Origin of the sequence: Streptomyces sp. NPDC050988, from assembly GCF_044456225.1 — a bacterium.
Lineage (GTDB): Bacteria > Actinomycetota > Actinomycetes > Streptomycetales > Streptomycetaceae > Streptomyces.
This window is the reverse complement of the sequence record NZ_JBITFQ010000018.1, coordinates 132,326-157,751: the sequence shown is the minus strand read 5'-3', so window position 1 is coordinate 157,751 and position 25,426 is coordinate 132,326. Positions and strand designations below refer to the sequence as shown.

The 25,426-nt window shown below is 69.8% G+C and carries 32 protein-coding genes and 1 pseudogene; 2 read left to right on the top strand and 31 right to left on the bottom strand.

Going from position 1 to position 25,426, the window contains the following annotated elements:
* Nucleotides 1-474: 474 nt before the first annotated feature.
* The 18 genes from ACIBEI_RS31670 to ACIBEI_RS31585 all read right to left on the bottom strand — a co-directional run bounded on the left by ACIBEI_RS31670 (nt 475) and on the right by ACIBEI_RS31585 (nt 15,384).
* A complete protein-coding gene (locus ACIBEI_RS31670; RefSeq protein ID WP_398893636.1) occupies nt 475-741 on the bottom strand; it encodes a hypothetical protein in 267 nt (88 codons plus the stop codon).
* Between the two features lie 37 nt (nt 742-778).
* Complete coding sequence (locus ACIBEI_RS31665) at nt 779-964, bottom strand: hypothetical protein (RefSeq protein WP_398893635.1); 186 nt, start codon at nt 962-964, stop codon at nt 779-781.
* Between the two features lie 18 nt (nt 965-982).
* On the bottom strand, nt 983-1,810 hold the full coding sequence (locus tag ACIBEI_RS31660) for an N-acetylmuramoyl-L-alanine amidase (protein ID WP_398893634.1): 828 nt from the start codon (nt 1,808-1,810) through the stop codon (nt 983-985).
* Entirely contained in the window at nt 1,810-2,238 is a 429-nt protein-coding gene (locus ACIBEI_RS31655) for a hypothetical protein (protein WP_398893633.1), read from the bottom strand. Before ACIBEI_RS31655 ends, ACIBEI_RS31660 begins: the two co-directional genes overlap by 1 nt.
* 64 nt (nt 2,239-2,302) lie before the next feature.
* Nucleotides 2,303-3,916, bottom strand: a complete 1,614-nt coding sequence (locus tag ACIBEI_RS31650; protein WP_398893632.1) for a NosD domain-containing protein — start codon at nt 3,914-3,916, stop codon at nt 2,303-2,305.
* 9 nt (nt 3,917-3,925) lie between these two features.
* Nucleotides 3,926-7,720, bottom strand: coding sequence for a hypothetical protein (locus ACIBEI_RS31645; RefSeq protein WP_398893631.1), 3,795 nt, complete (start codon nt 7,718-7,720; stop codon nt 3,926-3,928).
* A 6-nt stretch (nt 7,721-7,726) separates the two neighbouring features.
* Nucleotides 7,727-9,814: a hypothetical protein gene (locus tag ACIBEI_RS31640; protein ID WP_398893630.1), complete on the bottom strand. Its 2,088-nt coding sequence runs from the start codon at nt 9,812-9,814 to the stop codon at nt 7,727-7,729.
* Nucleotides 9,795-9,932, bottom strand: a complete 138-nt coding sequence (locus tag ACIBEI_RS31635) for a hypothetical protein (RefSeq protein ID WP_398893629.1) — start codon at nt 9,930-9,932, stop codon at nt 9,795-9,797. The genes ACIBEI_RS31640 and ACIBEI_RS31635 overlap by 20 nt, the downstream gene beginning before the upstream one ends.
* An 86-nt stretch (nt 9,933-10,018) precedes the next feature.
* Nucleotides 10,019-10,528, bottom strand: a complete 510-nt coding sequence (locus ACIBEI_RS31630; RefSeq protein WP_398893628.1) for a hypothetical protein — start codon at nt 10,526-10,528, stop codon at nt 10,019-10,021.
* A complete protein-coding gene (locus ACIBEI_RS31625) occupies nt 10,528-11,001 on the bottom strand; it encodes a phage tail tube protein (RefSeq protein ID WP_398893627.1) in 474 nt (157 codons plus the stop codon). The genes ACIBEI_RS31630 and ACIBEI_RS31625 overlap by 1 nt, the downstream gene beginning before the upstream one ends.
* A gap of 14 nt (nt 11,002-11,015) precedes the next feature.
* Nucleotides 11,016-11,447, bottom strand: a complete 432-nt coding sequence (locus ACIBEI_RS31620) for a minor capsid protein (protein ID WP_398893626.1) — start codon at nt 11,445-11,447, stop codon at nt 11,016-11,018.
* A gap of 61 nt (nt 11,448-11,508) precedes the next feature.
* Nucleotides 11,509-11,862 carry a hypothetical protein gene (locus ACIBEI_RS31615; RefSeq protein WP_398893625.1) on the bottom strand — a complete coding sequence of 118 codons (354 nt, stop codon included), beginning with the start codon at nt 11,860-11,862 and terminating at the stop codon, nt 11,509-11,511.
* Nucleotides 11,859-12,173 (bottom strand): hypothetical protein, encoded by a 315-nt coding sequence (locus ACIBEI_RS31610; protein WP_398893624.1) that lies wholly within the window; start codon nt 12,171-12,173, stop codon nt 11,859-11,861. Before ACIBEI_RS31610 ends, ACIBEI_RS31615 begins: the two co-directional genes overlap by 4 nt.
* Nucleotides 12,167-12,577, bottom strand: coding sequence for a hypothetical protein (locus tag ACIBEI_RS31605; RefSeq protein WP_398893623.1), 411 nt, complete (start codon nt 12,575-12,577; stop codon nt 12,167-12,169). Before ACIBEI_RS31605 ends, ACIBEI_RS31610 begins: the two co-directional genes overlap by 7 nt.
* 12 nt (nt 12,578-12,589) lie before the next feature.
* On the bottom strand, nt 12,590-13,099 hold the full coding sequence (locus ACIBEI_RS31600; RefSeq protein ID WP_398893622.1) for a hypothetical protein: 510 nt from the start codon (nt 13,097-13,099) through the stop codon (nt 12,590-12,592).
* Entirely contained in the window at nt 13,099-13,392 is a 294-nt protein-coding gene (locus tag ACIBEI_RS31595; protein ID WP_398893621.1) for a hypothetical protein, read from the bottom strand. The genes ACIBEI_RS31600 and ACIBEI_RS31595 overlap by 1 nt, the downstream gene beginning before the upstream one ends.
* A gap of 5 nt (nt 13,393-13,397) precedes the next feature.
* Nucleotides 13,398-14,597 (bottom strand): DUF5309 family protein, encoded by a 1,200-nt coding sequence (locus ACIBEI_RS31590; RefSeq protein WP_398893620.1) that lies wholly within the window; start codon nt 14,595-14,597, stop codon nt 13,398-13,400.
* A 10-nt stretch (nt 14,598-14,607) separates the two neighbouring features.
* Nucleotides 14,608-15,384 (bottom strand): hypothetical protein, encoded by a 777-nt coding sequence (locus ACIBEI_RS31585; protein ID WP_398893619.1) that lies wholly within the window; start codon nt 15,382-15,384, stop codon nt 14,608-14,610.
* A 112-nt stretch (nt 15,385-15,496) separates the two neighbouring features.
* Between ACIBEI_RS31585 and ACIBEI_RS31580 the strand changes: the two genes are divergently transcribed.
* Nucleotides 15,497-15,697 (top strand): hypothetical protein, encoded by a 201-nt coding sequence (locus tag ACIBEI_RS31580; protein WP_398893618.1) that lies wholly within the window; start codon nt 15,497-15,499, stop codon nt 15,695-15,697.
* Here ACIBEI_RS31580 and ACIBEI_RS31575 read toward each other — a convergent pair.
* From ACIBEI_RS31575 to ACIBEI_RS31520, 12 genes and pseudogenes are all read right to left on the bottom strand, one after another.
* Complete coding sequence (locus tag ACIBEI_RS31575; protein ID WP_398893617.1) at nt 15,694-16,833, bottom strand: phage minor capsid protein; 1,140 nt, start codon at nt 16,831-16,833, stop codon at nt 15,694-15,696. The two genes, ACIBEI_RS31580 and ACIBEI_RS31575, sit on opposite strands and share 4 nt — an antisense overlap.
* Nucleotides 16,834-16,836: 3 nt before the next feature.
* Nucleotides 16,837-18,432, bottom strand: a complete 1,596-nt coding sequence (locus tag ACIBEI_RS31570) for a phage portal protein (RefSeq protein ID WP_398893616.1) — start codon at nt 18,430-18,432, stop codon at nt 16,837-16,839.
* A complete protein-coding gene (locus ACIBEI_RS31565) occupies nt 18,413-18,676 on the bottom strand; it encodes a hypothetical protein (RefSeq protein WP_398893615.1) in 264 nt (87 codons plus the stop codon). Before ACIBEI_RS31565 ends, ACIBEI_RS31570 begins: the two co-directional genes overlap by 20 nt.
* The gene (locus ACIBEI_RS31560) at nt 18,676-19,926 is read right to left on the bottom strand and encodes a PBSX family phage terminase large subunit (RefSeq protein ID WP_398893614.1); all 1,251 of its coding nucleotides are present in this window, start codon (nt 19,924-19,926) and stop codon (nt 18,676-18,678) included. The genes ACIBEI_RS31565 and ACIBEI_RS31560 overlap by 1 nt, the downstream gene beginning before the upstream one ends.
* Nucleotides 19,913-20,410 (bottom strand): hypothetical protein, encoded by a 498-nt coding sequence (locus ACIBEI_RS31555; RefSeq protein ID WP_398893613.1) that lies wholly within the window; start codon nt 20,408-20,410, stop codon nt 19,913-19,915. Before ACIBEI_RS31555 ends, ACIBEI_RS31560 begins: the two co-directional genes overlap by 14 nt.
* 69 nt (nt 20,411-20,479) lie before the next feature.
* Nucleotides 20,480-20,896, bottom strand: coding sequence for a PASTA domain-containing protein (locus tag ACIBEI_RS31550; RefSeq protein ID WP_398893612.1), 417 nt, complete (start codon nt 20,894-20,896; stop codon nt 20,480-20,482).
* Between the two features lie 672 nt (nt 20,897-21,568).
* Nucleotides 21,569-22,084: a hypothetical protein gene (locus ACIBEI_RS31545; RefSeq protein WP_398893611.1), complete on the bottom strand. Its 516-nt coding sequence runs from the start codon at nt 22,082-22,084 to the stop codon at nt 21,569-21,571.
* Nucleotides 22,085-22,094: 10 nt separating this feature from the next.
* Nucleotides 22,095-22,256 (bottom strand): hypothetical protein, encoded by a 162-nt coding sequence (locus ACIBEI_RS31540; RefSeq protein ID WP_398893610.1) that lies wholly within the window; start codon nt 22,254-22,256, stop codon nt 22,095-22,097.
* A gap of 362 nt (nt 22,257-22,618) precedes the next feature.
* Nucleotides 22,619-23,293: pseudogene (locus ACIBEI_RS31535) on the bottom strand (DUF2637 domain-containing protein); the annotation flags it as partial.
* A gap of 111 nt (nt 23,294-23,404) precedes the next feature.
* Entirely contained in the window at nt 23,405-23,593 is a 189-nt protein-coding gene (locus ACIBEI_RS31530) for a hypothetical protein (RefSeq protein ID WP_398893609.1), read from the bottom strand.
* Nucleotides 23,590-23,769, bottom strand: a complete 180-nt coding sequence (locus ACIBEI_RS31525) for a hypothetical protein (RefSeq protein ID WP_398893608.1) — start codon at nt 23,767-23,769, stop codon at nt 23,590-23,592. The genes ACIBEI_RS31530 and ACIBEI_RS31525 overlap by 4 nt, the downstream gene beginning before the upstream one ends.
* Entirely contained in the window at nt 23,766-24,053 is a 288-nt protein-coding gene (locus ACIBEI_RS31520; RefSeq protein ID WP_398893607.1) for a hypothetical protein, read from the bottom strand. Before ACIBEI_RS31520 ends, ACIBEI_RS31525 begins: the two co-directional genes overlap by 4 nt.
* A gap of 164 nt (nt 24,054-24,217) precedes the next feature.
* Here ACIBEI_RS31520 and ACIBEI_RS31515 point away from each other — a divergent pair, with 164 nt between their 5' ends.
* On the top strand, nt 24,218-24,514 hold the full coding sequence (locus ACIBEI_RS31515; protein ID WP_398893606.1) for a helix-turn-helix domain-containing protein: 297 nt from the start codon (nt 24,218-24,220) through the stop codon (nt 24,512-24,514).
* A gap of 51 nt (nt 24,515-24,565) precedes the next feature.
* Here ACIBEI_RS31515 and ACIBEI_RS31510 read toward each other — a convergent pair whose 3' ends face one another.
* Nucleotides 24,566-25,336 carry a hypothetical protein gene (locus ACIBEI_RS31510; RefSeq protein WP_398893605.1) on the bottom strand — a complete coding sequence of 257 codons (771 nt, stop codon included), beginning with the start codon at nt 25,334-25,336 and terminating at the stop codon, nt 24,566-24,568.
* Nucleotides 25,337-25,426: the final 90 nt, after the last annotated feature.

Genomic DNA, 25,426 nt, shown 5'->3' with positions numbered 1-25,426 from the left:
GCTCGCCCTGAGGCCCGGCCGGGCCGACGTCCCCCTGAGGGCCAGGCGGTCCCTGCGCGCCGTCCGCGCCATCCACGCCCGGAACTCCGCTCGGGCCCGTCGTACCGTCCGTCCCGTCGCCGCCGTCCTTTCCTGGAGAACCCGACGGCCCGCGATCACCGGAAGGACCAGGCGGCCCCGGGATGGGCACCGGAACCTCAGCTCGATCGGGGAGGTCCTCCACGGCCTTCGTCGGGTCCGGCGCCACGGGCGTGCCACCCTCCGCCTCCACCTGCGCCCGCAACGCCCGCACATCCCCCGCCAACGTCGACACCGCCTCCCCCCGAAGATTCGCCTCCTCCAGCGCGTAATCGGCCCGCCCGGAAGCACGGTCGATCAGGATGAACGCCACACCCAACCCGCCGGCCAAAGTCACCAGGATCGCGACGAGCAGCAGCCGCCTCCGGTGCCGGTACAGCGCCCACTGGGTACGCGTCACGGCGCACCCCCCAACTGCTGCACCACCAGCCGCAGCCGCGCCGTCTCCAGCCTCTCCGCGGCCAACTCGGCGCGCAGCGTGGCGACCTCCTTCTTCAGCTCCCCCCGCTCCTCCTGAAGCTGATCCGTCAGGCTGTTGAAACCCGTCACCGCGTTGCCCTCCCGGGCCGCCCTCGTCGCGCCGCGGCTGCCGTACATGACGCCCGCCGCGGCCACGGGTCCGCCGATCAGCGCTGCGATCGCCGTCACCATGGCCGCGTCCACGCCACCACCTTTCCCACGGCGTCTTCATGGGTCAGCGTCAGATGCCCGCGTTGTTCTGCTTGTTGGGCACGGCGTAGGTGATGCCCCAGGCGCCGAGGACGGCAAGCGCGATGGTGACGCCCTCCCCGGTGGTGAGGACGTTGTCCTGCACGGCCGTGATCGCGGCTGCGGACCCGGCAGCGATACCGGCGATGAGCGACTTTGCGGCACTGGCGATCTTCATGGGTGGTTCCCTTCGGTGTTAGGCGGTGACGTTGAAGCCGCGGCGCTTGCCGAGCTTGGTGAGCGATGCGAGACCGGGCAGGCCGTCGGCGTCCTCGCCGCGCCAGCCGCACCGCATCTGCCACAGGCCGTAGGCGGCCTTCGTGGCGGTGCCGAAGTGGCCGTCCGCGAGGGACTTCGCGAGGAGCCCCTCCTGGACGAGGGCGTCCTCGACGACCTTCACGCCCGCGTAGCTGACGGGCGTGCCCTTCTTCGGTGGGTCCGTCTTCGCCGCGGCGAGCAGCTGCGACAGGTCGACGACCGGCCGCCCCGTACCGGGCTTCGGCTCCACGGGCTTCCCGCCCGGACGGGGCGCACCCTTCTTGACCCACGCGTAGACCACAGCGCCCGGGCACGTGGTGGCGTAACCGTCCTTGTGCCCGCCGAGCCAGTCACCCGCCGGCCCCTCCTCCCGGCAGTGCTCGATCGCGTCACGGGCGCCGTGCAGCTGCGCGTCGGTGGGCTTCGTCAACCCGGCCGAGCCGACCATCAACAGCACCGCATAGTCCTGCTCGTTCAGCGAGGTCGACCCGTTCGCCGAGTTGCGGCGCTTCAGGCCGCGGCCCTCGTACACGTAGCCGTGGGTGCAGACGACGAAGCTGTAGCCGATGTCCGACCAGCCGTTGCCGTCCATGTGCTGCGCCTGTATCTGCCGCACGTAGTCGTCGCACCGGTCGTGCGTCCGGTCGGTGTAGGTGGTGCCGAGGTAGTGGAGCTTCACGCCACGGCGGGCCCGGCTGTACGTCGTCGCACCGTTCGGTCTGCGGTAGGCGCGTGCTCCCCACGCGGCGCGGGTGACGAGCTTCATCACTGACCACCCGGCCAGGTCCAGACGGCGGCCGGGACGGCGACGTCGTCGAGGCTGTCGCGGTAGACGACGGAGGTCCGCCACTCGATCGCCTCGCTGTCGGCGAGGATGCGGACGTTGACCGTGGTGGGGTTCCACACGCGGGTGACCAGGGCCGGTGCGACGGCCGCGCCGTTGTTGAGCACGGGGTCCATCGGGACCAGGACCACGTCGCCGACGTCCGGCGCGCAGCCAGAGTTACTCGCTCCGACGCGAGCGAGGGTGTCCAGCGCTACGGCGCCTGCCGCGCAGACCCACGCTGCCTGGACCCGTGCGCCGAGGTCCTCCCACGCGGGCATCGGACGGTCGTCGTAGGTGCGGTGGCCGGTCGCGGCTCCGTAGGCCGCGTAGGCGGTCTCGGCGAGTTCGACCGTGTTGGGCTTCAGCACTGGTGTCCTCCAGGGCATAGAAAAGGCCCCGGCCGGACGGCGCGGGGCGAAAGGAGAGGGACGGCTATTCGATGTCCGTCGCCACGGTCTGCGGAGCGGTCGACAGGTCGTCGATTCCACCAGCAGCACCGGACCACGTCCCGCGCATATCGTTTCCGAAGCGGTGAACTCCGGTCACTCCCGCCGCGATGGACAAGCCATTGACAGCCTTCGTGGCCGCCGCGCCAGGGCGACATTTGTTCCCGCTGATGGCGACGGCGACAGCGGATGTAGAGACGCGAATTCCGTACGAACTGCTGGCCGTAGTGTTCGCGCCGTCAACGAAGTTGTCCCGGATCTGGATATCAGTTCCGCCCTGCACGAGAATTCCGCTGTTCTCCGGGTCGCGGATGTGATTCCCGATAATGTTCGAGTTGTCGCTGTCGACCATCGTGATGCCGTGCGTGGTCGGGCTCCAAATCACATTCCCCGAGATGATCGTGTTGTTCTGATCCTCCGTGGAGATGCCCGTGCCACCCGTGCTCGTCACGACATTGTCGGCAACGGTGGCCCGCTCGACGTACTGCAGCCGGATCCCGGCCTGGGTCGCGGTCCCGTCGATCGCGTTGCCGACGATGACCACGCCGTGCACCTTGCCCGACGTCTCACCCAACGCGATGATCGCGTTGTCGTAGCCCCCACCGCCACGGAAGGCATTGCCGACCACAGCAAAATTCCGCTGGGACTGCGACGCCGACGTCTGCGTTCCGTCCGGGAGTTTGGTGTCCTCGGTGTCGCTGACGATCACCGACCGGATACGGACGCCACTGCCGCATTCGTTGAACGTGTTGCCAACGATCGTGACGTCTTCCCAGACGTACGCGCTCACCGCGAACTGGAGGAGGTTCTCGAACGCGTTGTTGGCGATGCGGATACGGCGGTGATATTTGGTGATGGTCGCGCTATGGCTGCCGATTCCCCTGGGCCAAGCAGTCGTGCCAGCCGTGCCGGAAGCGCCGAAATAGCAGCCAGTGACGGCGATATCTTCCGATGGCGTGTGGTCATACGGGCCGAACCCGCCAAATACTCCTGACGATTTCGCGAGGTCGATCTGTACGGCCTCGGAAAAATCGCGGCCGCCGGGGTCGACGTAGCCGCGGAATCGGCAGTCCTGGACTCGGCCGTGCAGCGTGCTGTTGAGCTCGATGCCGTGGAATCCGGGCAGGTCGCGGATTTCGGCGTCGCGCACGAGGATGTTCTGGCAGTGGCCGAAGCTCATGCACATCGCGCTCGCGGTCAATCCGACCGTCGTGCCGCGCATGTTCCACAGGCCGCCCTCGATGACGATGTTGCTGTGGCCCGTGTAGCCGCCGAAAGCCTGCCCGGAATCCCCGTTGATGATCATCGTCCCGGCGACGTTGCGCCGGAACTCGGCCCCAGCCATCAAGCTGAGCCGGGTGTTGCCGTAGATCCGCAACGTCGTGCCGATCAGATACACGCCCGGCGGCACCAGCACTTGCGCGCCACCCAGATCACGCGCAATGTCCAGCGCCTCCTGGATCCCCGGGGCCGCGTTGGCGGTCCCCGAGGGATCCGCACCGTAGTTCGTCACCAGCAGCGAGGCGGCCTGCTGCATGGCTTCCAGCCGCTCGGCCGTGATGTCCATGCCCACCAGCCACTGCTCAACAGGCGTACTCAAGAGCCCTCCTCACAGGGGTGCGATCGCTGGAAAGGCCAGCCGAACCGGAGCGCCGGCCGCGTGAGACTTCACGACGCCGTTCCGCGACCGGGCCACGCTGAGTGCCTGCGGGCTGTGCAGCACGACGTTGTCCCACGCGACGACCAGGTCGGCATTGCTGTTCGCGGTCTGCCGGACGCTGCGACATCCGACGGAGCCCCCCGCGGTGAGGCTGGCGTCGGTGGCCACCACCTGCCAGCCGACCGGCTCGGCTCCTCCGGCCGGCCACACCCGGGCCTTCAACTCCGATCCGATGACCTGCAATCGGAGCCGGAAGAACGCGAAAGCACTGTGCACCAGCGACGTCGCGACCGTGGCGAGCTGCGTCTCAACGCCGCCCACGCGCTTGCGGAGCGTCAGCGTGATGGTCTGCGTCGTCGAGATCGACAGTTGCGCGAGATAGCAGTTGTCGCCGTCCGCCGCGCGGGCGACGACAGACACCAGCTGCGGGCCGCCGGTGGCGAGCGCGAAGGTGGCGACGTCCGTCTGAACGTCGTGGTCCGCCCCCGCGACCGGGGTGAGGTCGAGCCGGGGGACATCCACGGCCGTCAGCAGATGCGCGGCCTCGGCGCCCTGGGTGTAGTGGTCGCCGCCAGCGCCTCCGCTCGCTGTCCACGCGGCGCCGATGTCGGGGATTCCCCAACCGGGCGACGTCGTACGGGCGAACGAGTCGACGAGCGACGGGGTGATGGCGTTCACCGCCACCACCTCGCCGCCCACCTGGACGTCGATAGGGAACTCCCGCGGCATGCCACCCGCCCGCCGCCACGTCACCTTCCCGGCCATCAGCACATCCGACGACGGGGGGAAGTTGGGCACGGTGGGGCTGAGGTTGACGTACGCGGTCCCCACGGGCGCCGTGAATGTCGCCTCGAACCATGTCCACACGCCCGCGGTGACGAACTGGTCGTTGGCGCTGGTCGTGATGTAGCCGAAGCTGCCGTCGAACCAGTTGGCGTTGAGGGCGACGTTCCTCGACACGGCGCAGTGGAGCCATCCGGACAGGACGTAGCCCAGCCCCGGCACGATGGGGATCTGCTCGCTGCCCGCGTTGGGGAACTGGCCCACGCCGTTCGGGGTGATCTGCATGACCCAGTCCCCGCGGAACGGGGCATCGGCCGGCTTCGGGATCCGCTCGGTTGCCGAGTCGAACGCCGACCAGGGCGCAAGACCCTCCGCGAAGTCGCTGTTCGCGTTGAGGATCGGGTTCGCCGACACCCACCGTGGGCCGGAGGCCGCCCGCACGGGCAGCGTTACCGCATCCGGGTTCACCGCGGCCGCGAGTTCATGCCGTGCCGTGCCCGCCTTCCCATAGACGGGATGGCTGGCCTTGGCGGTGTTCCACGGGCCGCCGGGCTCGCAGACGAACGTCCGCTCCCACGTGCGGGGCTTCAGCGTCTCCGACCAGCCCGTGACGATCACATCCACGTCCCCGTAGGCCACGAACCCTGGTAGGCCCTTGAGGCGGATGAGGTCGCCCTCCCGCATCCGAAGTACCTGCGGAATCAGGGCGGGCGCCCGGTGCAGACGGATCGTCACCTGCGGGTAGCGGGCCCCATCGAACGTGCCCAGGTGCAGCAGCCAGTAGGCGATCGGCTCGGCCTGGGTGTCGTCGGCCAGCGACAGCGTGACCGAGTCGTCGTACAAACCGATCCCGTCCGGCGGGTCCTGAATGCTCAGGCGGCCCTCGCGGAGGATCGCCCGTCCTTCGCTGCCTCCGTCCCTTTTCACCGTCCGGTCGTTGCGGGTGACGTCCGCGTCGTCGTCCGGCTCCAACGGCGGGGCCAGCGGTGGCTGCTTGTAGGTGAGGGTGAGCGCGGGCTCCTGCGTGTACATGCTGGAGCGGTCCCGGTACACGAGGCCGAGCCGCCTGCGGTCCTCCAGCAGCAGACCTCCGTCCGCGTCCGCCGCAGCCTGGAACAACTCCAGCAGCTTGGCCGGGCGCTGCGGGCCCACCTGCTCCGGCGCCAACTGGCCGGCAATGCGGGCCATGGGCACGCCCTGCTCGCTGGACAGGCGCAGCAGCCGCGCCCACGCAGTCTCGCCCGCGTACGCGGAGTCGGAGCCGTCGTAGATGGTGTTCGCCGCGTCCGGCATCACCGACAGATGGCCGACCGACCAGCCCTCCGTCAGAGCGCCCCAGTTCGCTGTCACAGCCGTGACGTGGCCAGGTGAGGCGGTGATGGTGCGGGCCAGTTGCATGGTGCCGCCGTTAACGTTGGCCCAGCCCACCACCCACCGCATGTCGCCGCCGCCCAGGTCCTCCACGTAGAAGCGAAGCCGGAACCAGCCGTGGAAAATGTTCTCGATCGCGTTCACGGCCTGGGTGACGACAGCCGTACCGGACGCGTCGTAGCCGAACACGTGCGCCGAGTCGGCGCGCAGGCTGATCACCCAGCGGCGGATCGTGCCCGTGCTGGAAATCGAGAACAGCTCTGCCCGCGGCCCGGCCGCCGGTGGGGCCTTGTCGTCGGCGTTGTAGAGCAGTTCGACCTGCCACTCGCCGTCCGCCACGGCCGGGACGATCGCCGACAGGGTGGCCGCTGCCGCGAGCCGCGGCAGGGGCTTCGAGCTGGGCAGGGTGTCGACCGAAGCCCATTCCACACCCGTCACCGCGGCCGGTGTCACCCCGCTGATGGGGCTGTAGGCGCGGGAGGCGAGGCTCTCCTCCTCGAACGGCCAGTAGGCGGTGGGGTTCCCGGAGGGGATACGCCGTCGCAGGGTGGAGTCCAACGGCTTCTGGCCCTGGCCGAGGCGCCGCAGGAGCCCGGACGCCTGGACGGGCATCCACACGGCCTCTTCGGATGGCACCCAGCGCTGCGGCCAGTTGGAGATCTCTCCGTAGAAGATGTCCTGCCGGTCGGCGACGGCCGCGTTGCCGCTGTACGACCACACCCGGCCCGCCGAGTCCGTGAACCCGGTGGCGCCGAGTGGCTGCGCCTCAAAGTTGGGGGCGGCGACGATCGTGCCATCGATACCGGAGCGGACCTCGGCCGCGTAGACCTTGCCCTCGACGGGCAGCCGGGGTTGCGACTGGGTGGTGTCGGAGGGGGCGATGGACAGCGGCGCCGACCCCGAGTGCAGGGTCACAGTGCCGGTCAGGGTGGAGTCCGTGCCGAACTGCGTCCACTCGTCGCTGTCCAGCGAAGGGGCCCAGTAGAAACGGGCTGTCCGCCCGCCCGCCCCGTTGTCGACGTCCAGCGTTGCGCGCAGAGCTGCACGCTCCGGCAGGGCAGGCAGCGGGCGGCCGTGGAAGAACCCTCCGGCGGCGGTCCCGTCGGTCGTGTAGTGCAGGTAGAGGGTGCCGCCCTGGATGCGCATCATGTAGGACCGCTCGTCGCCCGCGGCGTCCCACTTGCCGGGCAGCATCTGGTTGGCGGGCCCGTACCAGTTGGTTTCGAGCTCTACGCGCAGGTCCAGATCGCCGGTGATGTCCAGTGCCGCGTTGTCGGGGGTGGTGACGATGTTGGCGGGGTCGCCGTCGAGGTCGAGGAAGTGCGGGCCGTCCGGCAGCCACAGGCGGACCGGGGTGTTGAGGCCGAACAGCCCGTCGTAGGGGCTCATCGGGTTGCGGGGGCTCAAGGCCCCGTCCTTGTTGTCGACCTTCAGCGGGACCGTGGCGGGCTCCGCATCCCCGCCGCCGGACCGGATCCCCCGCGAGTGCACGATCGGGTCCGACAGCTTCACCCGGGCGGTGATGTCCGTCCATACCAGGCCCATGCGGGTCTCGACCCGAAGGCCGAGCGGAGTCTCAGGAAACGCCACAGTCGCTCACTTCCTCTTGCCCAGGTACAGCTGCACGTCCCCGCCGGCACCGATGCCGACCCGGTCGCGGATTGTCTGAATGACCAGGTCGCCCCACGCGTCGCCGCCGCGCAGCGTCACCACGTCGCCGCGGCCCACACCCCCGACCGCTGCCCCTGCGACCGCGGCCCCGGCGCCGGCCATCGCCATGGACGGTGTGGGTGTGGACACGAGGCTGCCCATGGCCTTGTCGAGGGGCCCGGTGTTGGCCAGGGCTCCTTGGGCGATACCGGGCGGCAGCCAGTGGCCGATCTCGTCGGCCATCAGCTTCGACGGGCTGCCGATGCCCAGAGCCTTCGCGATCGGCCCGGGGATCATGCCCTTCGCGAAGCCGATCAACTGGCCCTTCAGCCAGCTGCCCATGCTCTTGATGCCGTTCCACAGACCGCGGACGACGTCCTTGCCCTTGTCGATGAGGAGCGAGCCCAGCGAGCCGAGAGCGGATCGGATCCGCCCGGGGAGGCCCTTCACCCAGGCCACCATCGCGGTAGCGCGTGACACCGCGGCGGACCGGAAGGCGTTGAAGCCGTTGGTGGCCGCGTTCCGCAGGACACCCAGCAGGCCACCCAGAGCAGCACCGATACGGCCCGGCAGGCCGGCCACCCAGGCGACCATCTCCATGAACTTGGTGACGACCCAGTCCTTGGCCGCGCCGATCCAGCCCGCGAACATGCCCGGCAGTGAACCGAACCAGGACAGTGTTGCTCCGACTGCGGCCACGACCGCCGACGTCACGGCCTTGATGGCGTTCCACGTGTACTGCCAGGCGGTCTGAAACCAGGTGGTTTTCGTCGCGATCAGGACGATGATCGCGATCAATGCGATGACCGCCGCGATGACCCAGAAGATCGGCGAGGCGAACATCGACGCGTTCAGCTGCCACTGCGTCGCCGTCCAGATCCTGTTCCGTGCGGCTACGAGCGCCTGAGCGATCGCCCACAGCTTCATCGCCGCCACGACCGTGCCGATGACCGTGGCCAGTACCGTCAGGATCGGCGTCGGAGTGTTCGAGATGATCTGAGCCAGCCACGTCGCGATCTGCGCAGTGATGCCGATCAGCGGCGAGATTGCGACCAGCAGCTGCACGGCCGCGCCGGCCAGTGTGGCGAGCGCCCCGCCGCCCTCCTTGGCCATGGCGAGGAAGTCCGCGAACCCCTCCGAGCCCTTCAGCGACGCGCCCCAGTCCGCGAACGCCTCGGACATGCTCACCAGGCCGCCGGTCATCTCGCCGGAGACCGGAAGGAACGCCTGCAGCAGGCCGCCGAACCCGACCGCAAGATTCTTGATCACTTCGAGGAAGTTCGACAGCGCCGGACCGGCCGCCGCCGACATGTCCGCAGCCCATTCCTTGAACGCCGCGGACTTCACGCCGACCGCGACCTTGTCGAGGAACCCGCCGATCGCGCCTGCCGCAGCCTGCACGAATGGCGTCAGCGTCGGCAGGAGATCCCGGAGGATCATGATGCCCTTGGTGAACACGGGCATCGTCGTGCTGGCGAGGCTGTCGGACCACGACTTGTAGTCCTTCTCCATCCCGATGAACGCCCGCGCGGTCGCCTCCGTCGCCGGAGGCAGCGCCCTGAGCGCATCCGCGTACGCCTTCTGCTTCTCCGCCGCATCCTCGGCGCCCGCGGCGTGAGCCTTCTGCGCCTCCTCGGCCAGCTTGGAGACCTCGGTGACCTGCTCCATCTGCGGTGTCGCAGCCAGAGAGAACGCCTTCACCGCGATACCAGCCGCAGCAGCACCCGCCGCCACACCACCCAAGGCTGTTGCCGCCGCAGCAACAGCCGGCAGGCCTACGCCGATTCCGGCAAGCGCCGGGCCGATCTTCCGCAGCGCGGACACGGCCTCGCGGGCACCCATACCGATCCCGTGGGAAAGGGACTGCCCCATGCCGCGGGATGCGCTGACGAAGTTGCCGTTGATGTCGCGGAGCTGGCCGTTGACGTCGCGGGTGAGACCGCGCATGCGGAGCTGAGCGGCGTTCAGGCTCCGCGTGAACGGGGCCTCGTCCGCGCGTAGTCCTGCGACGAGTTCACCGAGGTTGAGCGCCACGACGCAGGCCTCCCTTCGGCTTGGGTTCGGGAGGTGCGAAGTGGTGGTTGAGCCGCGATTCGGCCGAGAGCAGGCCGAGGATGCGGATGCGCAGCCACCGCCACGTGCGCTGTTGCATGAGGCCGGGGGTGTCGAGGTCGATGCCGTACACCGAGTGGAGGTCGGCTTCGATCAGTGCCCACTCATCGAGGAGGGCGCCCCACGTCAGGTCTTCGCGGCCCTGGGGGCGCGGGCGGTGGCCTTTCGGCCGTTCGTACCACTCGTAGAGCTGCGTCGCTTCGTCGTACTCGCCGCAGCCGATGAAGCCGCCCTGCGCCCCGCCCGGTTCGTCGGGGTCACCCGAGAAGGGTCGCCCTCCGCCTCCCAGTACTTCTCGGCCATCTCCAGCCCGGCCGTGATCCACATGACGGCCGTCATGGCGACATGCCGGAACCGGGACCAGTCCAGGCCAGCCGCGTACAACTCGTCGTAGGCGGCACCGAGCGCAGTCTGAAACAAGTCCAGTTCCTGCGCATCGTCGAGGACCTCGGTTTCCATCGGAGTGCCCGCCTCGGCCATGCGTGCGCTCTGCTCCATGAGCTTCTGCACCCGCAGGCCGTCCTCGGCGGATGGCGACGGGATGCGGAACTCCTTCACCTTCCCGTTGGGCAGACGTACGGGCAGAGTGAGCGCGTCGTCCTGGAACTCCTCCAGGACCTTGAAGGAGCCCGCCATCAGGGGGTCACCGGATTCGTGATCGGAGTGAGGGGGCCCGTGCCGTGGAAGGTGACCTGCACCTGGTCCAAGTCCCTCGCCTCGCCGCCCTGGGGCTCCCACTCGGGGATCGCACGGCCCTCGTACGCCTCCGGGAGGCCGTTGCGGTCGAGGAAACGCAGGTGGATCTTGGAGGCTTCGCCGTAGGCGCCGATGGCCGCGAGACGGATCTTCTCGTGAACCGTGCTGTAGACGGTGGAGTCCGGGCTCGCCTTGCGGTTGAAGGTGACCTGCACCTCCCAGTCCTGGCCCGTCTTCGTCTGCTCGCCCCAGCCGTCCGTGTCGTACGACGTGTCGTCTTCCAGGTTCGGCTCGGCCGTCCACTGGAACTCGGTGATCGCCGGGCACAGTTGGAAGTCCGGGGTGAGGACCTCGTCCATGTTGATGTCCAGCCGCCAGCGGCGGGCGAGTGCGGTCTCGGTGGGCGTCGACATGACGCGGCCTCCTTCTACTCGTACAGGTGAGGTGCGGGGCGCGTCGTGCGCGCGTAGTAGTTGGCGGCGATCTCCTGGCGCCCGTGGGTGTCCTGGCCCATGGGCGCCTGCGACTGCCGCCAGATCAGGGCGACTTGCACGCCGTCGAGGACCAGGCCCCGGCGGTTGTGGAGCAGCGCGAACAGCCCGTCGGCCAGGTCGTCGACCTCGCGCGGGTCGCGGCCGCATCGCATGCGCGCCTGAATGCCGGTGATCGCGTCCGTCAGGTCGGTGTCCTCGACCGGGTAGGCGGTCAGGACGATGACGCGCTCGGGGGTGTCGGGCATGACCGTGAACAACAGCCCGGTCTCGCCCGCCGTGTACGCGCCGTCGGGCCGGTACACGGCGAGGCCGGCCTCCGCGATGAGCGCGGCGAGCCCGTCCAGGAGCGAGGTCGTGTACCCCATGGGCGCCTCCTCCGGGCATACGAAAGCCCCCGCGCAGGCGGGGGCGTGGGTGAGGGTTCGGTCAGCCGCGGAGCCAGCGGCGCAACGGCACCGCCATCAGCTCCAACATCACCTGGCGCTCCGTGTTCATCGGCTGCTCCAGGTACTTCGCCTGCCTGCCCGGCAAGTGCTTCCAGGTCAGCTCTTCGTGCTGCCTCGCCGCGTACACGGTGTCGAAAGTGATCTGACCTTCCAGGGCGCCGAGCATGTTGACGCGGCCGGAGCGCTCCAGCGTGCCCTCCTCCAGCGGCACGAGCTCCTTGGACTTGCCGAGGGTGTGCTCCAACGCCCGCTGGAGACCCTCGGAGGCGAGACGCCGACCGCGCGACGTCCACAGCCGGTTGCCGTTCCACGTCATGCGCGCGTACTGCGTCACTGGAGCTGCACCTCCCGATGGGCCGGGGCCGGCAGAGTGCCCGCGTCGTGCCTGTAGGAGGCGATGACCGTGGTCACCCGACCTGACGGCAGCGTGACGCGAGACTTCGCCGGACAGGTCTCCGTCGGGAGGGCGTAGAAGGTGCTGGAGGAGGTGACTTCCTCGCCCGCAGGGTTCCGCACCATGCGGGTCTTCTCCTCGAGGAAGCACCGCACCACGACCGGGGCCGCGTAGGTGGGTCCGTACGGGCTCTCGCCCTCCCACGCCTCCACGGTCACCTCGTGCTGGAGCAGGAAGCCGGGGATCAGCACTGGGTCACCAGCCCCAGGACGAAGATCTCCCTCGTGAGGTCCGGACTCCGCAGGGCCTCCATCGCCGTCTCAGCGACCTCACGGCCCGACGAGGAGGAGCCGGACGACGAGCCCCGCGACAGGGACAGGGATCCCAACTTCACGGAGTCCCACTGCCCTCCGGCCCCCAGCTCGTCACCGGTCTCCGCCCACCACTGCACCTGCGCGCACACCGCCGCCGCGAACGCCTCCGCCACGATGGCGTTCGCCGGGTAGCCGTCCTCGTCCGCCTCGAACCAGCACAGCCGGAAGACGTCGCTGTCGAGGAACCGCGAGGCGCGGCCGAGCCGGGCCTCGATGTCCGCCGGCGGGGTCTGCCCGGTGTACTGCTGGTAGTCCGCCGACGTCGCGTAGTTCCGGGCCACCGGGCACCCCCTCTACGCGCTCGCGCCGACGACGACGATGTCGTACGTCACCGGTGTGCCGCCCGCGCTGTTGGCGACCTTCAGCAGGTCACCCGTGCCAGCGCCAACCGCGTATCCGGTGGCGTCCGCGGCCCCTGCGATCGCCGCGAACGTAGCCCCCGGGCGCAGCGTCACCGTGCCCGCCGCGTTGAGGAGCGTCGCCCACTGGGTCGCCGAAGCGGCCCCGACCACCACGTTGTTGGCGTTCGCAGCTGCCGCGCTGATGAACAGGCCCTTGACCCGGGCGAAGGTGATCGCCACGCCGAAGGCATCGCTGAGCACCCCCGCAAGGTCGAGGTCCTCGGTCCCGGACGCGGCCAGGACACGGCGGTCGTGGAAGACCTTGTCGGCCTGCCCTGCCGCCGTGCCGGACAACAGGTTCACGGCCCTGCGGAACGCGAGGGAGTCCTCCGCGGCGGTGAGGTCCAGGGCCTTGGTCTGGAGTACCGATGCAGCGATGGACAGCGTGCTCGTCACACCCATCAGGAACCGCCTCCGTCCGCGTACTTCGCGGCCAGCTCGTCACGCGTGGCCTTCTCCGCCTCCTCGGCGTCCAGGCCTTCCTGGAGGGCGTAGGCCTTCCAGTCCGCCTTGGACGCCGACTTGGCCGGACGCTCCAGCACGACCGGCTCAGGCTCCGGGTCGGGCTCGGAGCAGCGCCAGCCGGAAGAGGAGTCCTCGGCGAGCGCCGCGTACTCGTCCTCCGCTGCGCTGCCCGGTACGGGACGCACCCTCGCGGAGACCTGGCCACCGGAGAATCGCTCGTAGATCGGCATCCGCGTCACACCTTCAGCCCGGTCATGACCGCGTGGGCCTTCTCATTGCCGAACTTCAGGCCGACCTCGCCGTACAGCTGGACCTTGTCCGATGCCCCGGTCCTCGCGAGGGGCTCCTCGAACATCACGCCCTTGCCAGGGATGTTGAGGAATACGGGCGTCAGCTGCTCCATGGAGGCCACCGTGATGACGTCCTGCGGCATGTGCCGGTCCATCATCACGGACAGGGTGCCGAAGTCCGTGACGATCGTGTCGACAGCGACGCCGCCCACCGTGCGGCTCGTCTCGTGGAACTGTCCGTAGGCGCTCGCGAAGGCCTTGGTGAGGGCTCGCTTCTGCGCCGAGTTCGTGATCAGCGTCGCGGTCTCCTGCTCGCTGATGCCGCCGTTGTCGTACGCGAGCTGGAGCAGGTCGGCGACGTGGTCGGTGGTGAGGGCGGTCTCCCACGGGTTGGTGTAGGCGATGCCAGTCGCCGTACCGAGGGTGATTGCCGCGCCACCCGAGGACGTCGACACCTTGAACGTGTTCGCGTCGATGGCGTCGACGTAGTAGATCCGCCCGGCAACGATCCCGGTCGCGGCCCCCGTGATCGTGAACACGATCTTGTCGCCGTCCACCAGGCCGTGAGCGGTCGACGTGATCGTGTCCGTCGCCGAGGTGGCACCTGTGGTGGTGACGCCCTTCGCGATCCGGTTCGTCGTCACTGCAGCCAGGAGCCCCTTGGTCTGGCGGGCGGACGCGTTGGTCGTCGGCTTGACGTACGCGCCGTTGATGAAGCTGTAGTTGATGTCCAGCGCCATCTGCTTCAGCGTCTGCGCGACCTGCCAGTCCAGCTCGTTGGTGACCGGGTTGTCGCCACCGTTGTGGTTGAACGGCGCAGCCTGCGGCGAAGCCACCTGGCCGATCGCGGCCTGCTTCGTGTACGAGACGGAGACCTGCTCCTGGTGGATCTGGCAGACGTTCGTCACGTTCGCCCGCGCGCGCTCCTCAGCGGTCGGCGCGTCCGCGCCCTCCACCTTGGTGCGCTGCGCCGGGTCCCGCAGGTCGTAGGTCTCCCACTCGAACTCAACCGAAGTGGTCATGCCACCGCCGGTCAGGCCACCGATCGCGGACAGGACCGGAGTGTCCGCCGGGGTCAGGGCGAAGAGTTCACCTGTGTAGTTGGGGAGGTTGAAGGTGGTGCCCATCCCGGTGATTCCGGCCATGGCCTACTCCTTACGTGGTCTGTGCGGCCTTCTGCCGCTTGAGTCGGATGACGGTCGCGAAGTCGCGCTTCGCGGTCGCCTCCTCGATCTGCTTGTCGATGGACGCGCCCTGGTCGCCGGAACCGCCTCCGCCGCCCATGTCGCCGCCGGAGCGGCCGGCCCCGGGCGGGGCGAGCTTGGCGAACTTGGTGACGGCGGCCTTGATGGCCTTGTCGTCGACCTGGCCGTCCTCGCCCACGAACTTCTTGAGGTCGATGAACTCGGCGAACTCGCTGAGGTCGACGCCCGCGCGCGCCGCGTGGGCTTCGAGGCGGGCCTGAGCGATCTGGGGGATGGCCTCGGCGAGGGCGGCCGTGCGGCCTGCCTTCTCTGCCTCGGTGACGGCCTTCTCCTGCTCGCTCATGTTCGCGGCCTTGAGCTTCTCCAGCTCGGTCGCAGCATCGGCGTTGGCCTTGGCCCGCTTCTCCCACTCTCGGGAGTGCGCCTTCCAGTCCGTGACGTCGCCTGCGCCGGATCCTGCGCTGCCCTGGCCTCCGGCCGTGCCGGAACCCTGGCCTCCGGCCGTGCCGGAACCCTGGCCGCCGTCGCCGGAGCTTTGACCGCTGGCCCCGCCCTGGCTTCCAGCGCCTGAGCCGCCGTCACCGCCGCTGCTCGCGCCGGATCCGGAGCCGCCTTCGCCCGCGCCGTTGCCACCCGCGATGGCGTAGATCGGCGAGCCGTTGCGGCGGGAGCCGAGCACCTCCATCGAGTGGTGTGTGGCGAGCGGGTGCTTGAAAGGGTGCTGCATGGGTGTTCTCCCTTTTCGGGATGTCCGGCGGTCGCCGTGCGGCGGGTGCCGGGAAGCATTGGGCGCCTACGCGAGGTGCGCGGAACCGGCGCGTCCGCCATACCGTGGCGATATGTCTGTTTCCGTAGTGCTGGTGAACAAGGCCTCGTCGGAGTTCAAGGACGCGGAGAGCGAAGGCAGGTACTACTACCTGCTAGATCCCGGCGGGGCGCTGCGCGTCATGGTCACCAAAGGGGGTCAGTCGGATAGAACGCACAAGGCGTACGGCCCATCCGCATGGCTGAGCGTCGAGGGACAGTCGGGTAAGCCCTAGCGCGCGGCACCGATCTGCTCGCGCGCGGGCTTGCGCCGCAGGTCCGGGTGCGCGGCTACGTGCTCGCGCTGCGCGGCCTGCCACTTGCGGACGTACGCTCCGGCCCGCTTGCGCAGGGGTTCGTCCATGGCGGCGGCCTGCTCGCGCTTCCAGCGGCGGATGTGCCGCTCGATCTCGCGCTGTCGCTGCGTGTCCTCGTACGTCGTGCCCGGGGTCGCGTGGTGTGGCGGCCTGGTGGTCACACCTGGCAGGTAAGCGGCCAGGGAGTGGCGGCAGTTCGGGTGGAAGAGGCCGGCTGCGCGGGCTTCGGCGAGGCTGCCCGCGACGTGCACGGCGACCGTCCGCGTTGGTGCGAACAGGCCTGAGGGCTGGATCGCGTGCTCCGCGCGGATCGTCTGCGGGCCCGCCTCCTGCCCGAGTGTGAGGATCTCGCCTTCCCACGCCCTGCACAGCGGGCACTCCAGCGGGGCGTCGGAGACGATGACCAGGCCCACGTTGATCTCGGCGAGGGCGTCGATGTGGCCCTCGATCGCGGCCCGGGCGGTCACGCTGCGCACGGCCATCTCGGCGTACGCGGCGAGCTCCCAGTTGCGGCCCGACCGGTCCGTGAAGCCGCTCACCCCGCGCTGCGCGAACTGGTTCAGGGCGCGCTGGGAGGCCTGTCGTCGGGTCACTGTGCCGAGGAGCGGGCCGGACGAGACGCGGGTGATGACGTTGCGGTAGGTGTCCACGACCGCGCGGGTGATGCGCTGGTACAGCGGCCGAGTGTCAGCGGCGTACGAGGCGGCCAACCGGTCGACGGACGGGGCGTTCGGCAGGATGCGGCGGGCCTGGAGCTCCCGGCCGATGTCGAGGGCCCCCAGCTCGGCGACGGCCGCCTGCCTGCCGCGCCCGTACGCGGTCGCGAGCGCCTGCGCGACGGCCCCGTTGGCGTCCTGCTGGAGCGCCGCGGTGACCTCTTCGACAGCTTCCCGCAGGTCGCCGATGGAGCGGGCCTTGATCTCAGCCCACAGCGGGGAGTCGATGCCCTCCTCCAGGGCCTTGCGGAGCCGCTCGATGATGGACAGCTCCGCGTCCGCGTACAGCGTGCTGATGGCGGCGGCGAGGTCCTCGGCCATCGCGGGGGACACGGGCATCGGCTATGCCTCCCCGTCGTCCTCGCCCTGCTGCTGGCCGGCGGGCGAGGGGAAGCCGGGGCCCGGTCCTTCGGCGCCTGTCAGGGCGGGGTCGGCGAGCGCCGATTCCTTCTTCATCAGGGCCACTTCGGCCTTGATCTGGTCCTTGTCCCAGTCGGGATGGACCATGGCCACCAGCGTCTCCTTCGAGGCGGCCTCCGCGCGGGCGATCAGTTCGGCCGCGGTCGCCAGCTCGATCGGGCCCTCGGTGACGCCGTCCTGCAACTCGACCTTCGGCGGATTCAGGTCGAGGCCGCCCATCCGGAAGCGGAAGCCGGACAGCACGGCCAGGTAGGCAGCGGTGATGTCGGCCACGCCGGGCCCCCAGTACTTGCCCTTGCGGCCGGCGGTGCTCAGCGAGCGCCGGTTGCGGGCCTTCACCTCGGTAGCGGTGACGGCCTGGCCGTCGGACTCGCCGAAGGTGCCCGCGGAGTAGCCGGCCTGTCGTACGGCCTGCTCCATCAGGGACTGGCAGGTGTCCCGGTGCTGCTCGACGCGGATCTCGAACTGCACGATCGTCAGCGGGTTCGGGTCGCCCGGCCGCTGGAGCATGTTGAGCCCGGAGTAGATCCGCCGCTCCTCGTTCCAGGCTGCTCCCTGCCCGGGTCCCATGGATTCGAGCATCGAGTTGGGCACGATGAGCCGGCCCTTGCCGTTGTCGACGTCCCGCATCCATGACGAGTACGTCGCGTCGAGGGCGTCCATGAGGCCTTCGATGCCCTGGAAGTCCGACTGCCCCCAGTACGCGGCTGTGGGGATGTGCCTCCAGGCGCGCGCGGGGCGCACGTTGGGCACGTACGAGGCGGTCAGGTTCTTCGGAGCCCCGGTGTCGAGGCCGCCCTCGGCGTCCACCATGGCCGCCAGGGGCGCCGTGACGGGGTGGTCGGCGAGCGGTCGCACCATACCGAGCGATCCGGCGGAGCCCTCGTAGAGACCGTGGTAGATCCGGCCCTTCTCGTGGCGCTCCAAGTGCCTGAACACGCGCCGGTCGTCGGCTGATTCGGACTCCAGCACGGTCCAGAAGGTCACCGCGCGCAGCCGGTTGTAGGCGAACTCCGGCACGGCCCGGTCCGCGGCCACGACGTCGATCCACGGCCGGTCGGAGACGTCCTCGTCCCACACCACGCGCAGGTACGCGCCGCCGAGCGCGGCGCAGACCTCGCCAGCTTCGAGGAGGGTCGGCTGGAGGCCGGTCTCCAGCAGCGTGTCGAGGGCGTCCTGGGTCGCTTCGCTCGCGCCCTCGGCGGCCTGGAGCGTGGGCGGCTCGGAGAACAGCAACTCGGAGGAGGTACGGGCGATGTCTCCGGCGAGCGGGACGTGGAGCTTCTCGCGCTTCTCGCCCTCGGGGGTCGGGTTGCCCCAGAACCAGCGGGCCAGCTTGCCGACTACGCCGCCGCGGTGCTGCGCGGGCCGGTCGACGGCTTCGCGGTAGCCGCGGCCGAGGTAGCGCTGTTCGAGCCGGTCGGGCTCGGAGGAGTACCAGGCGTCCCAGTCGGCGAGCGCGGCCTGGACGCGCTCGTCGGTCGGCGGCCAGACGGTGTCAGCCGTGGGCAGAGGCATCGGGGCTCACCTCCGGGTCGGCGCTGATCGGTACGTGTCCGTAGGCCATGAGCGGGTCGCCGTCGCCGTCGGCGATGAAGACGCCGGCGTGGTTCCGGGCGAGGACTCCGACAGTCATCCCGGCGTCATCCCCGCCGAACACGAGACGCACCTCGCGCACGGCCGCGCCCTGGGGGATGCCGAGCGCAGCGCAGACGTCTTGCATCTGCGAGTAGGTCACGGTTCGGGGGAGCTGCACGGCCATTACGCGGCCACCTCCAGGAGCATCGGGATGTGCGGCCGCCACAGGGCCTCGGTCGTACGGACGCCGTACCGGAGGGCGTCGCAGGAGTGGTCGTCCTGCTTGATGGGCTTGTCCTCGCCCTTCTCCGCGGCCTCGTCATCCCAGCTGTAGCCGGGGAGCTCATCGATGAGCCCGGCGCAGGAACGGTGGATGCGCAGCCGGTCGGCGGCGAGCAGGGAGGCCACGGTGCGGATGCCGTCGAGGACGGTGTTCTCCGCCGGGACGACGCCCGGGGTGTTGTCGCGGTGCAGCTGCTCGATGAACGACGCGGCCGAGGGGTCGACGACGGTGAACTCCGGCCGTACGCCCTGCCCGTTCAGCCAGACGCGGCGAGCTGCGGAGTACTCGGCGTCCGTCATCTGCCGGCGCGCGGTGCGCGAGTCGTGCCGGTACTCGGACGTGACGTAGATCCGCTGATCCGCCCCGAGGCCGATCATCAGGTCGGCGAAGGGGTTGACGGTGCCGTAGTCGATCGCGTCGCACAGCCAGCGGGTGATCGTGGGGATCTCGTCGACCACATGCCGGGTGGAGTCGAAGGACTCGTAGATGGCGCCTTCGGACATGACCCAGTGGCCGAGGATGTACCTGCGGTACCAGAGGCCGGTGAAGGCGGCCTTCATGCGCGCCTTGTACTCGTCGGTCAGCGACGGGTTGTCGTCCATGACGAAGTGCCACGAACGGATGCCCAGCTCATCGGACTTGTTGAGCCACTCCTTGCGTAGCCAGTGGCCCGGGTTGTCGGGGTTCGTCGTCCCGAAGATCAGCGCGCCGGGCACGCTCATGCGGTCGACGAGCCGCTTGAAGAACTCCTTCGGGAGCAGCGTCATCTCGTCGACGTACGCGCCGGCCCCGGTGAGGCCACGCAGGCGGCCCTCGGCTTTCGCGTCGTTGGCGGTGATGACCTCGATCTGCTTGCCGAGGATCCAGGCCACCGAAGCGCCGCGGGTGTACTTCACGGTCTTCGCCGCGGCGCCGAAGAGGCTCGGGTCGGTGAGGGGCCCGAAGACGTTGCGGCTGACTGTGTCGAAGGTCTTGCCGACAACGACGAGTTCGCCCCCAGGAGGTGCGTTCTCCACGTACATCAGCCAGCGGAGCAGGCTCGCGATCGTCTTGCCGGAGCGGACGGAGCCGTCCCAGACGTTCAACCATGAGGTCGAGCGGGCGATCGAGATCTCTTGCTTCTCGGAGAGGCCTGGGCTATCCGTCCCCATGGCGGTCTCGCAGCTTGTCGAAGAGGTTCGTCAGCAGCGAGCCGACCTCCTCCGTGTCGTCTCCGTCGGTCGACGGGACGAGCTTGAGGGACTTCTCCACGGCGATCCCGGCCGCGGTCATGAGTGCCTTCTTGTCGATGGCCGGCGGCTCGTTGACTTCGCGGACCTCGTACGTGTTGTCCTTGCCACCGAAGTTGTAGATCACAGCGGGCGCCCACACCTGCTCAGTGAGCTTCAGGGCGTCGTCGGTGAGGGCATCGGCGAGGATGGCGCGCTTCTCGGCGAGTTGGGCGACGCGGGCGCGGGTGGCGTCCTCGGTCATCGTGGTGTCGAAGACGAGGCCGAGGTCCTGCGCGATGACGGAGACGGTGCGTTGGGCGCGGCCTATCTCGCGGGCGATCTCGTTGCGGCCCATGCGCAGGGCGTGCAGCTCGCGTACGCGCTCGTAGTCCTCTTCGGTGACGGGCCGGTTCTGGTTCGGCACGGGTCACCTCCGGACATGCGAAGGCCCGGCCACGCACGGGCGCGGGCCGGGCCAGTTCAGCGGGGCGTGTCAGCAGGTCTCGGTGTCCTTGACGGCGTACAGGACCACTGACGTGTCCGTGGGGTGTGTGCCGGCCGCGGGTTCCTGGCTACAGACCGTCCAGTTGCGGTCCAAGACCTGCAAGCGGTTCTGGCCGCTGGCGTCCTGGTCGTCGAGGGCGTAGAACCCGGCGGCCTGCGCTTCGTCCTGTGCGGCCTGGAGGTCCTGGCCGACGACGTCGGGCAGTGCTGCCGTCTCGGGCTTCTGCTCGGCGGCCGGGGCGTCTTCCTTGGTTGCGTCGTTGTCCTGCTTGGTGTCGCTGGTCTGGCTCGTCGCGGGCGCCTTGGGCGCGGGGTCGGAGTCGGTGCCGGTGTCCTCGGCTGCGCAGCCGGTGAGCGCGAGCAGTGTGGCGGCGGCGATGGCGGTGATGGTGATGCGGGTGCGCATGGTCCCCCCTGGGATGGCGTGCTGAGGGAGGCATCATGCGCCGTGTGTGCAGTGAGTGACGGCACAGTGACGGTTCTGTGACCCGAACGGGTGTCGAACATGACGAAGGCCCACACGGTGGTGGGCCTGTTGTGTCCGGGCACGCCGGACGTGAGGTCAGGATGCGTCATGATCGCGCGGAACGCAACTACGCGTGCGCGCGCGGCGGATCACGCGCAGGGGAAGTGGGAGGCCGGGTAGTGGCCCGCGCAGTTCCGGCAGTAGTACGTGCGGGAGTCGACTCCGAGTCGGGCCAACAGGCGTGCGATCACGTCTCGTTCACCTCCTCCGCTACGTGGAGGTGGGTGTGACCGGGCCGCTTGGCGAGAGCGAAGCTGTAGATCAACATCCCCTTCTGGGTTTCAGAAGGGGTCACGCTGACAGGCTCTTGACCTGCGCATTTCCTACAGGAGGGGCGCCCGGGCGCCGGTGGGGGAGGGGTGGACTTTTCGGGCATCCTCCGCACGTGCCACCAGACGGCCACGGCGCCGGCCCCCCACACGAACAGCGGACCGGCTGTCGGCGACACCGCGAACACGGCGGCCGTCACGACCCCGATGAGGACGACCAGGACGCACGCCCCGGCCGCCCTCGAAGGCTCCTCCGGCTCCTCGGCCGGCTTCTTCTTGGCGCTCACCGGGTCGCCGTGTAGGCGTACTCGCCGCACCAGTTCGCGGCCGTCGCGAGGGGAACCGCGGCGAAGCCTGCGACCCCGGCCGAGGTTCCCAGTGTGATGCCGCACCAGGCGCCCCGCTTGAGCTCGCCGCGCGTCTCGTCGCCGGCCTTCTTCATCGCAGCGGCGAACACGGCGGTGGCGATGAGCACCACGGCCGCGCCGGGGGTGGACAGAGGGACGAACATCTTGGCTCCGGCCTGCTGACCGACGGACTCTCCGACGCCCCAGACGAGGGCCGCGTCGCCGAGCCAGTTGGACAGGCCGAGGACGGAGCTGGAGGCGGTGCCGATGAGGCCGCCGATACCGAGGGTGGTGAGGCAGCCGTAGCACCAGGAGGCGAGGAAGGGCAGCAGTCGGGACGCGTGCTTGAGGGGGTCCTTCATCAGCTGCTTGCGGCCGGGGTACCAGAGGGTCAGTTGGTAGCCGAGGACGATGAGGCCGACGGTCACGCCGCCGAACGTCACGTAGTTCACGGTGGATCCTTCAGCGGAAGACGGCCACGACGTAGGCCGCGGCGAGGGCGATGAGGGCGACGGTGCCCGCGGCCGGCCCGAGGTACAGGCCGGGCGCGCGGCGGGGTGCGATGGCACGGAGGCCGAGGGCGCCGAGGAGCATGGCCAGCGGCCAGACGATGGGCGGGATCACAGGTACGGCCCTGCCTTCCTGCGTTCGCGGCGAACAGCGGCGGCGACGCTGGCCTTGTTCGCGTCGGGGATGTTCGCGAGCACGCCGAGCACGGCGGCCGAGTTCTCGGTGTGGAGGCGGATCTGTTCGCGTACGACGTCGGCCATGACCGGCTGCTCGCGATCAGCGTTCGCGCTGGTGGAGGCCTTGTTCGCGATCTGTTCGCGGACCTTGTTCGGGGGGCTCGGCTGGGTGTTCGCGACGGCGTTCGGCTGTTCGCGATCACCGAGCTCGGGCTCGCGAACAACGTCGATCGCCTGATCGGCGGCGGCCTGGAAGGTGCTCGTCTCGATCGCGAGCGGGACCGTGTTCGCCGCGTCGAGAGCCGCGGCGCCGGCCGGAACGCGCTCGACGTTGAGGACGCTGTGGACCGGGGCGAGCTGGCGTCCGTAGCGGGTGAGGCGCAGCGCCATGACGGACTCCACCGGGGCCTTGCTGCGCCAGCGGCGGCCATACTCCGCGCGGAGGTACGCCTGCTCGATGAGCCTGGATTGCTCCAGCGCGATCACCGCGTCGTACGAGCGGAGCTCCCACAGCTTCATGCGGCGCCACAGCCGGAACGTCGACCAGGGGGCGAGCAGCCAGCGGGCCAGCCGAACGCTGTCCATGTGCCTGTCGGCGGTGATGTCCGCGATCCGGCCGATCGCGTGTCGGGCGGCCTCGACGACGACCACGAAGAGGATCGGGATGACCGCGTGCATGCCGACGCCGACCGGGTCGGGCCAGGCTGCTGCGCCGTTGAACGCGATCGTGGCTGCGGTGAGGAGCCACGCGGTGTGGCGCAGTGGCGGGAACGGGATCCGGATCCAGGTGAGGAGCAAGTCCAAGGCCAAGAGGACCAAGATCCCCGCGTCGATGCCGACCGGGAAGATCATGGCGAACTTGCCGAAGCCCTTGTCGAGGGCGAGTTCGCGTACTGCGGTGTACGAGCCGAGGAAGCCGATCGCCGCGATCACGGCGGCACCACTGGCGACGGTGATGACGAGTCGCCGCTGGATGGCCGTGAGCTGGAGGCGGTCGCCGTTGGGCGTCTTCACGTGCTCCTCCGAGAGCGTGGGACCGCCCTCCCGCGGGGGGATTGTCGCGGGAGGGCGGCCGATCGGGGTGGGTCAGCGGGCGGAGCGGTACCAGGGGCCCTTGCGGTCCTGGGCGCGGTCGCGGTCCTCCCAGTCCTGGCCCTGGCGGTCGGCGTCGCGGGCTCCGCTGGTCTTGTGACTGCGGAAGCGGTCGGCCCATCCGGTGACGCTGACTCCGGCGGCGGGGTAGGCGCGGGTCGACTTGTCGCGGCGACGGCTCACGAGTGGCCGCCCATGATCTGGCCGGAGCCCGCGCAGGGGCCGGTGCACGGCCGCCAGACGCTGCTGTGGACGGTGACCGGGTTGCCGTTGTGGTCGGTGGCCGGCCTGCTGGACTCCTCGTACGACCCAGCGTCGCCGTCGCAGGTCGGGCACGGGACGGTCTGCCGCTCGCTCATGCGGACATCGCGTCATGGCTCGCACCGGTGATGACGCAGATGGTGTCGAGGAACGTCGGGTCGGCGAGGCGGACGATGCGGAGCGGCTGGCCGTCGAGGGCGGCGATGTTCCACTCCTCGATGGCGGTGCCAGTGGCGCGCTCCGCGACGAGGAGGGCCTCGGTCGCCTCGGGGGTGTCAGTCCCCCAGACGGAGCCGTGGTTGTCGTAGTTGACGGCGTGACCGGCGGGGAGGCCGGCGAAGGGGCTGGGCCGCTCGGGGGGCTGATCGGTACGGTTGGCCATCAGGGCCTGCCTTTTCGTGAAGGTTGAGGTGGGCCTGGCCCCGTCCCGGAGCGCCAACTCAGCGGGACGGGGCCGTTGTGCTTAGTAGCTGGGCTACTTCCTGAGAGCGTACGGGGCCCCGTACACTTCGGGCAAGCGGCCCGCCCGATGAGATGAGGCCGGGTGTGACCGAGGAGGCTCAGCGCGTGATCGACGCCATGGACGCCGTGGAGGCGATGACCGACCCGGAGCAACGGGCGAAGGCGATCGGCGAGGTGATGGCCGATCAGGCGGACCGCGGGAAGCGGTGGCGTGAGCTGCGCCGGCAGGTCGTGCTCGACATGCGCGCGCAGGATCCGCCCGTCTCGTACCGGAAGATCGCGGCGGCGCTCGGCGTGGGACTGGCCACGGTGCAGGACATCGAGCGGGGCTACACGGGCTCCGGGAGGGACCGGCCTCGGGCGACGCAGGCCGAGGAGTAGCAGGGCGTACGCGAGCCCCCGCCGGAGGTGTCGGCGGGGGCTTCGTCGTGCTCAGGCGACAGCGGCCTGCTCGGACCAGATGTGCCCGCACTTCGTGCAGTGCGCAACAGGGGGAGCGCCGGCCCCGCCGTACACCTCGATACGGCCCTCGCACGGGAACACCACGTTGATCATGCGCGGGCACGGCTGTGTGAGCGGGGCGACGCGCGCGCCGATGTCGAGGGCCCGCTCCACCCGCTCGGCCGCGCCCTCAGCCACGCGCTCGATCCTCCGCTCCTCCTCCTCGGTCAACGTGCGGCACGGGCCCGGGGCGTGCTCGACGCGCGCGAGGAGCCACAGCGCGGCGTACGGAGCAGTGCGGCGGCCGGTGTACCTCCAGCGGCGCGGGTCGACGAGGTCGGCCTTCGCCTGCGTGATCTGGCGGGCCCGGTCCTCCCACGCGAGGCGCTCGGCGCGGGTGCGGGCGACGGCCGCGCGCTGGGCTCGCGGGGGTGTCATCGGGGCGCGCTGCGCAGCGTGGGCGATGTCGTCGGCGCACTGGACGAGGACGACCTCGACGATGCGCATCGTGTCGAGGATCGCGATACGGAGCGGCGGCCGGGTCTCGCCGATCTGTGAGGGGTCGCGCTCCAGGGTGCGCAGGGCGAGGGCGCGGTGCCGCTCGGCCTCCAGCTCCTCGTTGTCGAGGCGGTCGATGCTGGCGAGGTAGTCGCTCATGCGGCCGGCGGGGGGCCAGGTGGCGGTGCCGGTGGTGCCGAGGGCTTCAGAGAGGTCGTTCCAGCGGGTTGCGATGGTGCGGAGGTGGTTCGCGGTGGTGGTCATCGTGGGTGCTCCTGTGGTGCGCGGGGCGGTACGGTGATCAGCACCGGGGGGCGTCCTGGTCTGGGGAGACTGCGAGGACGCCCCTTCGTC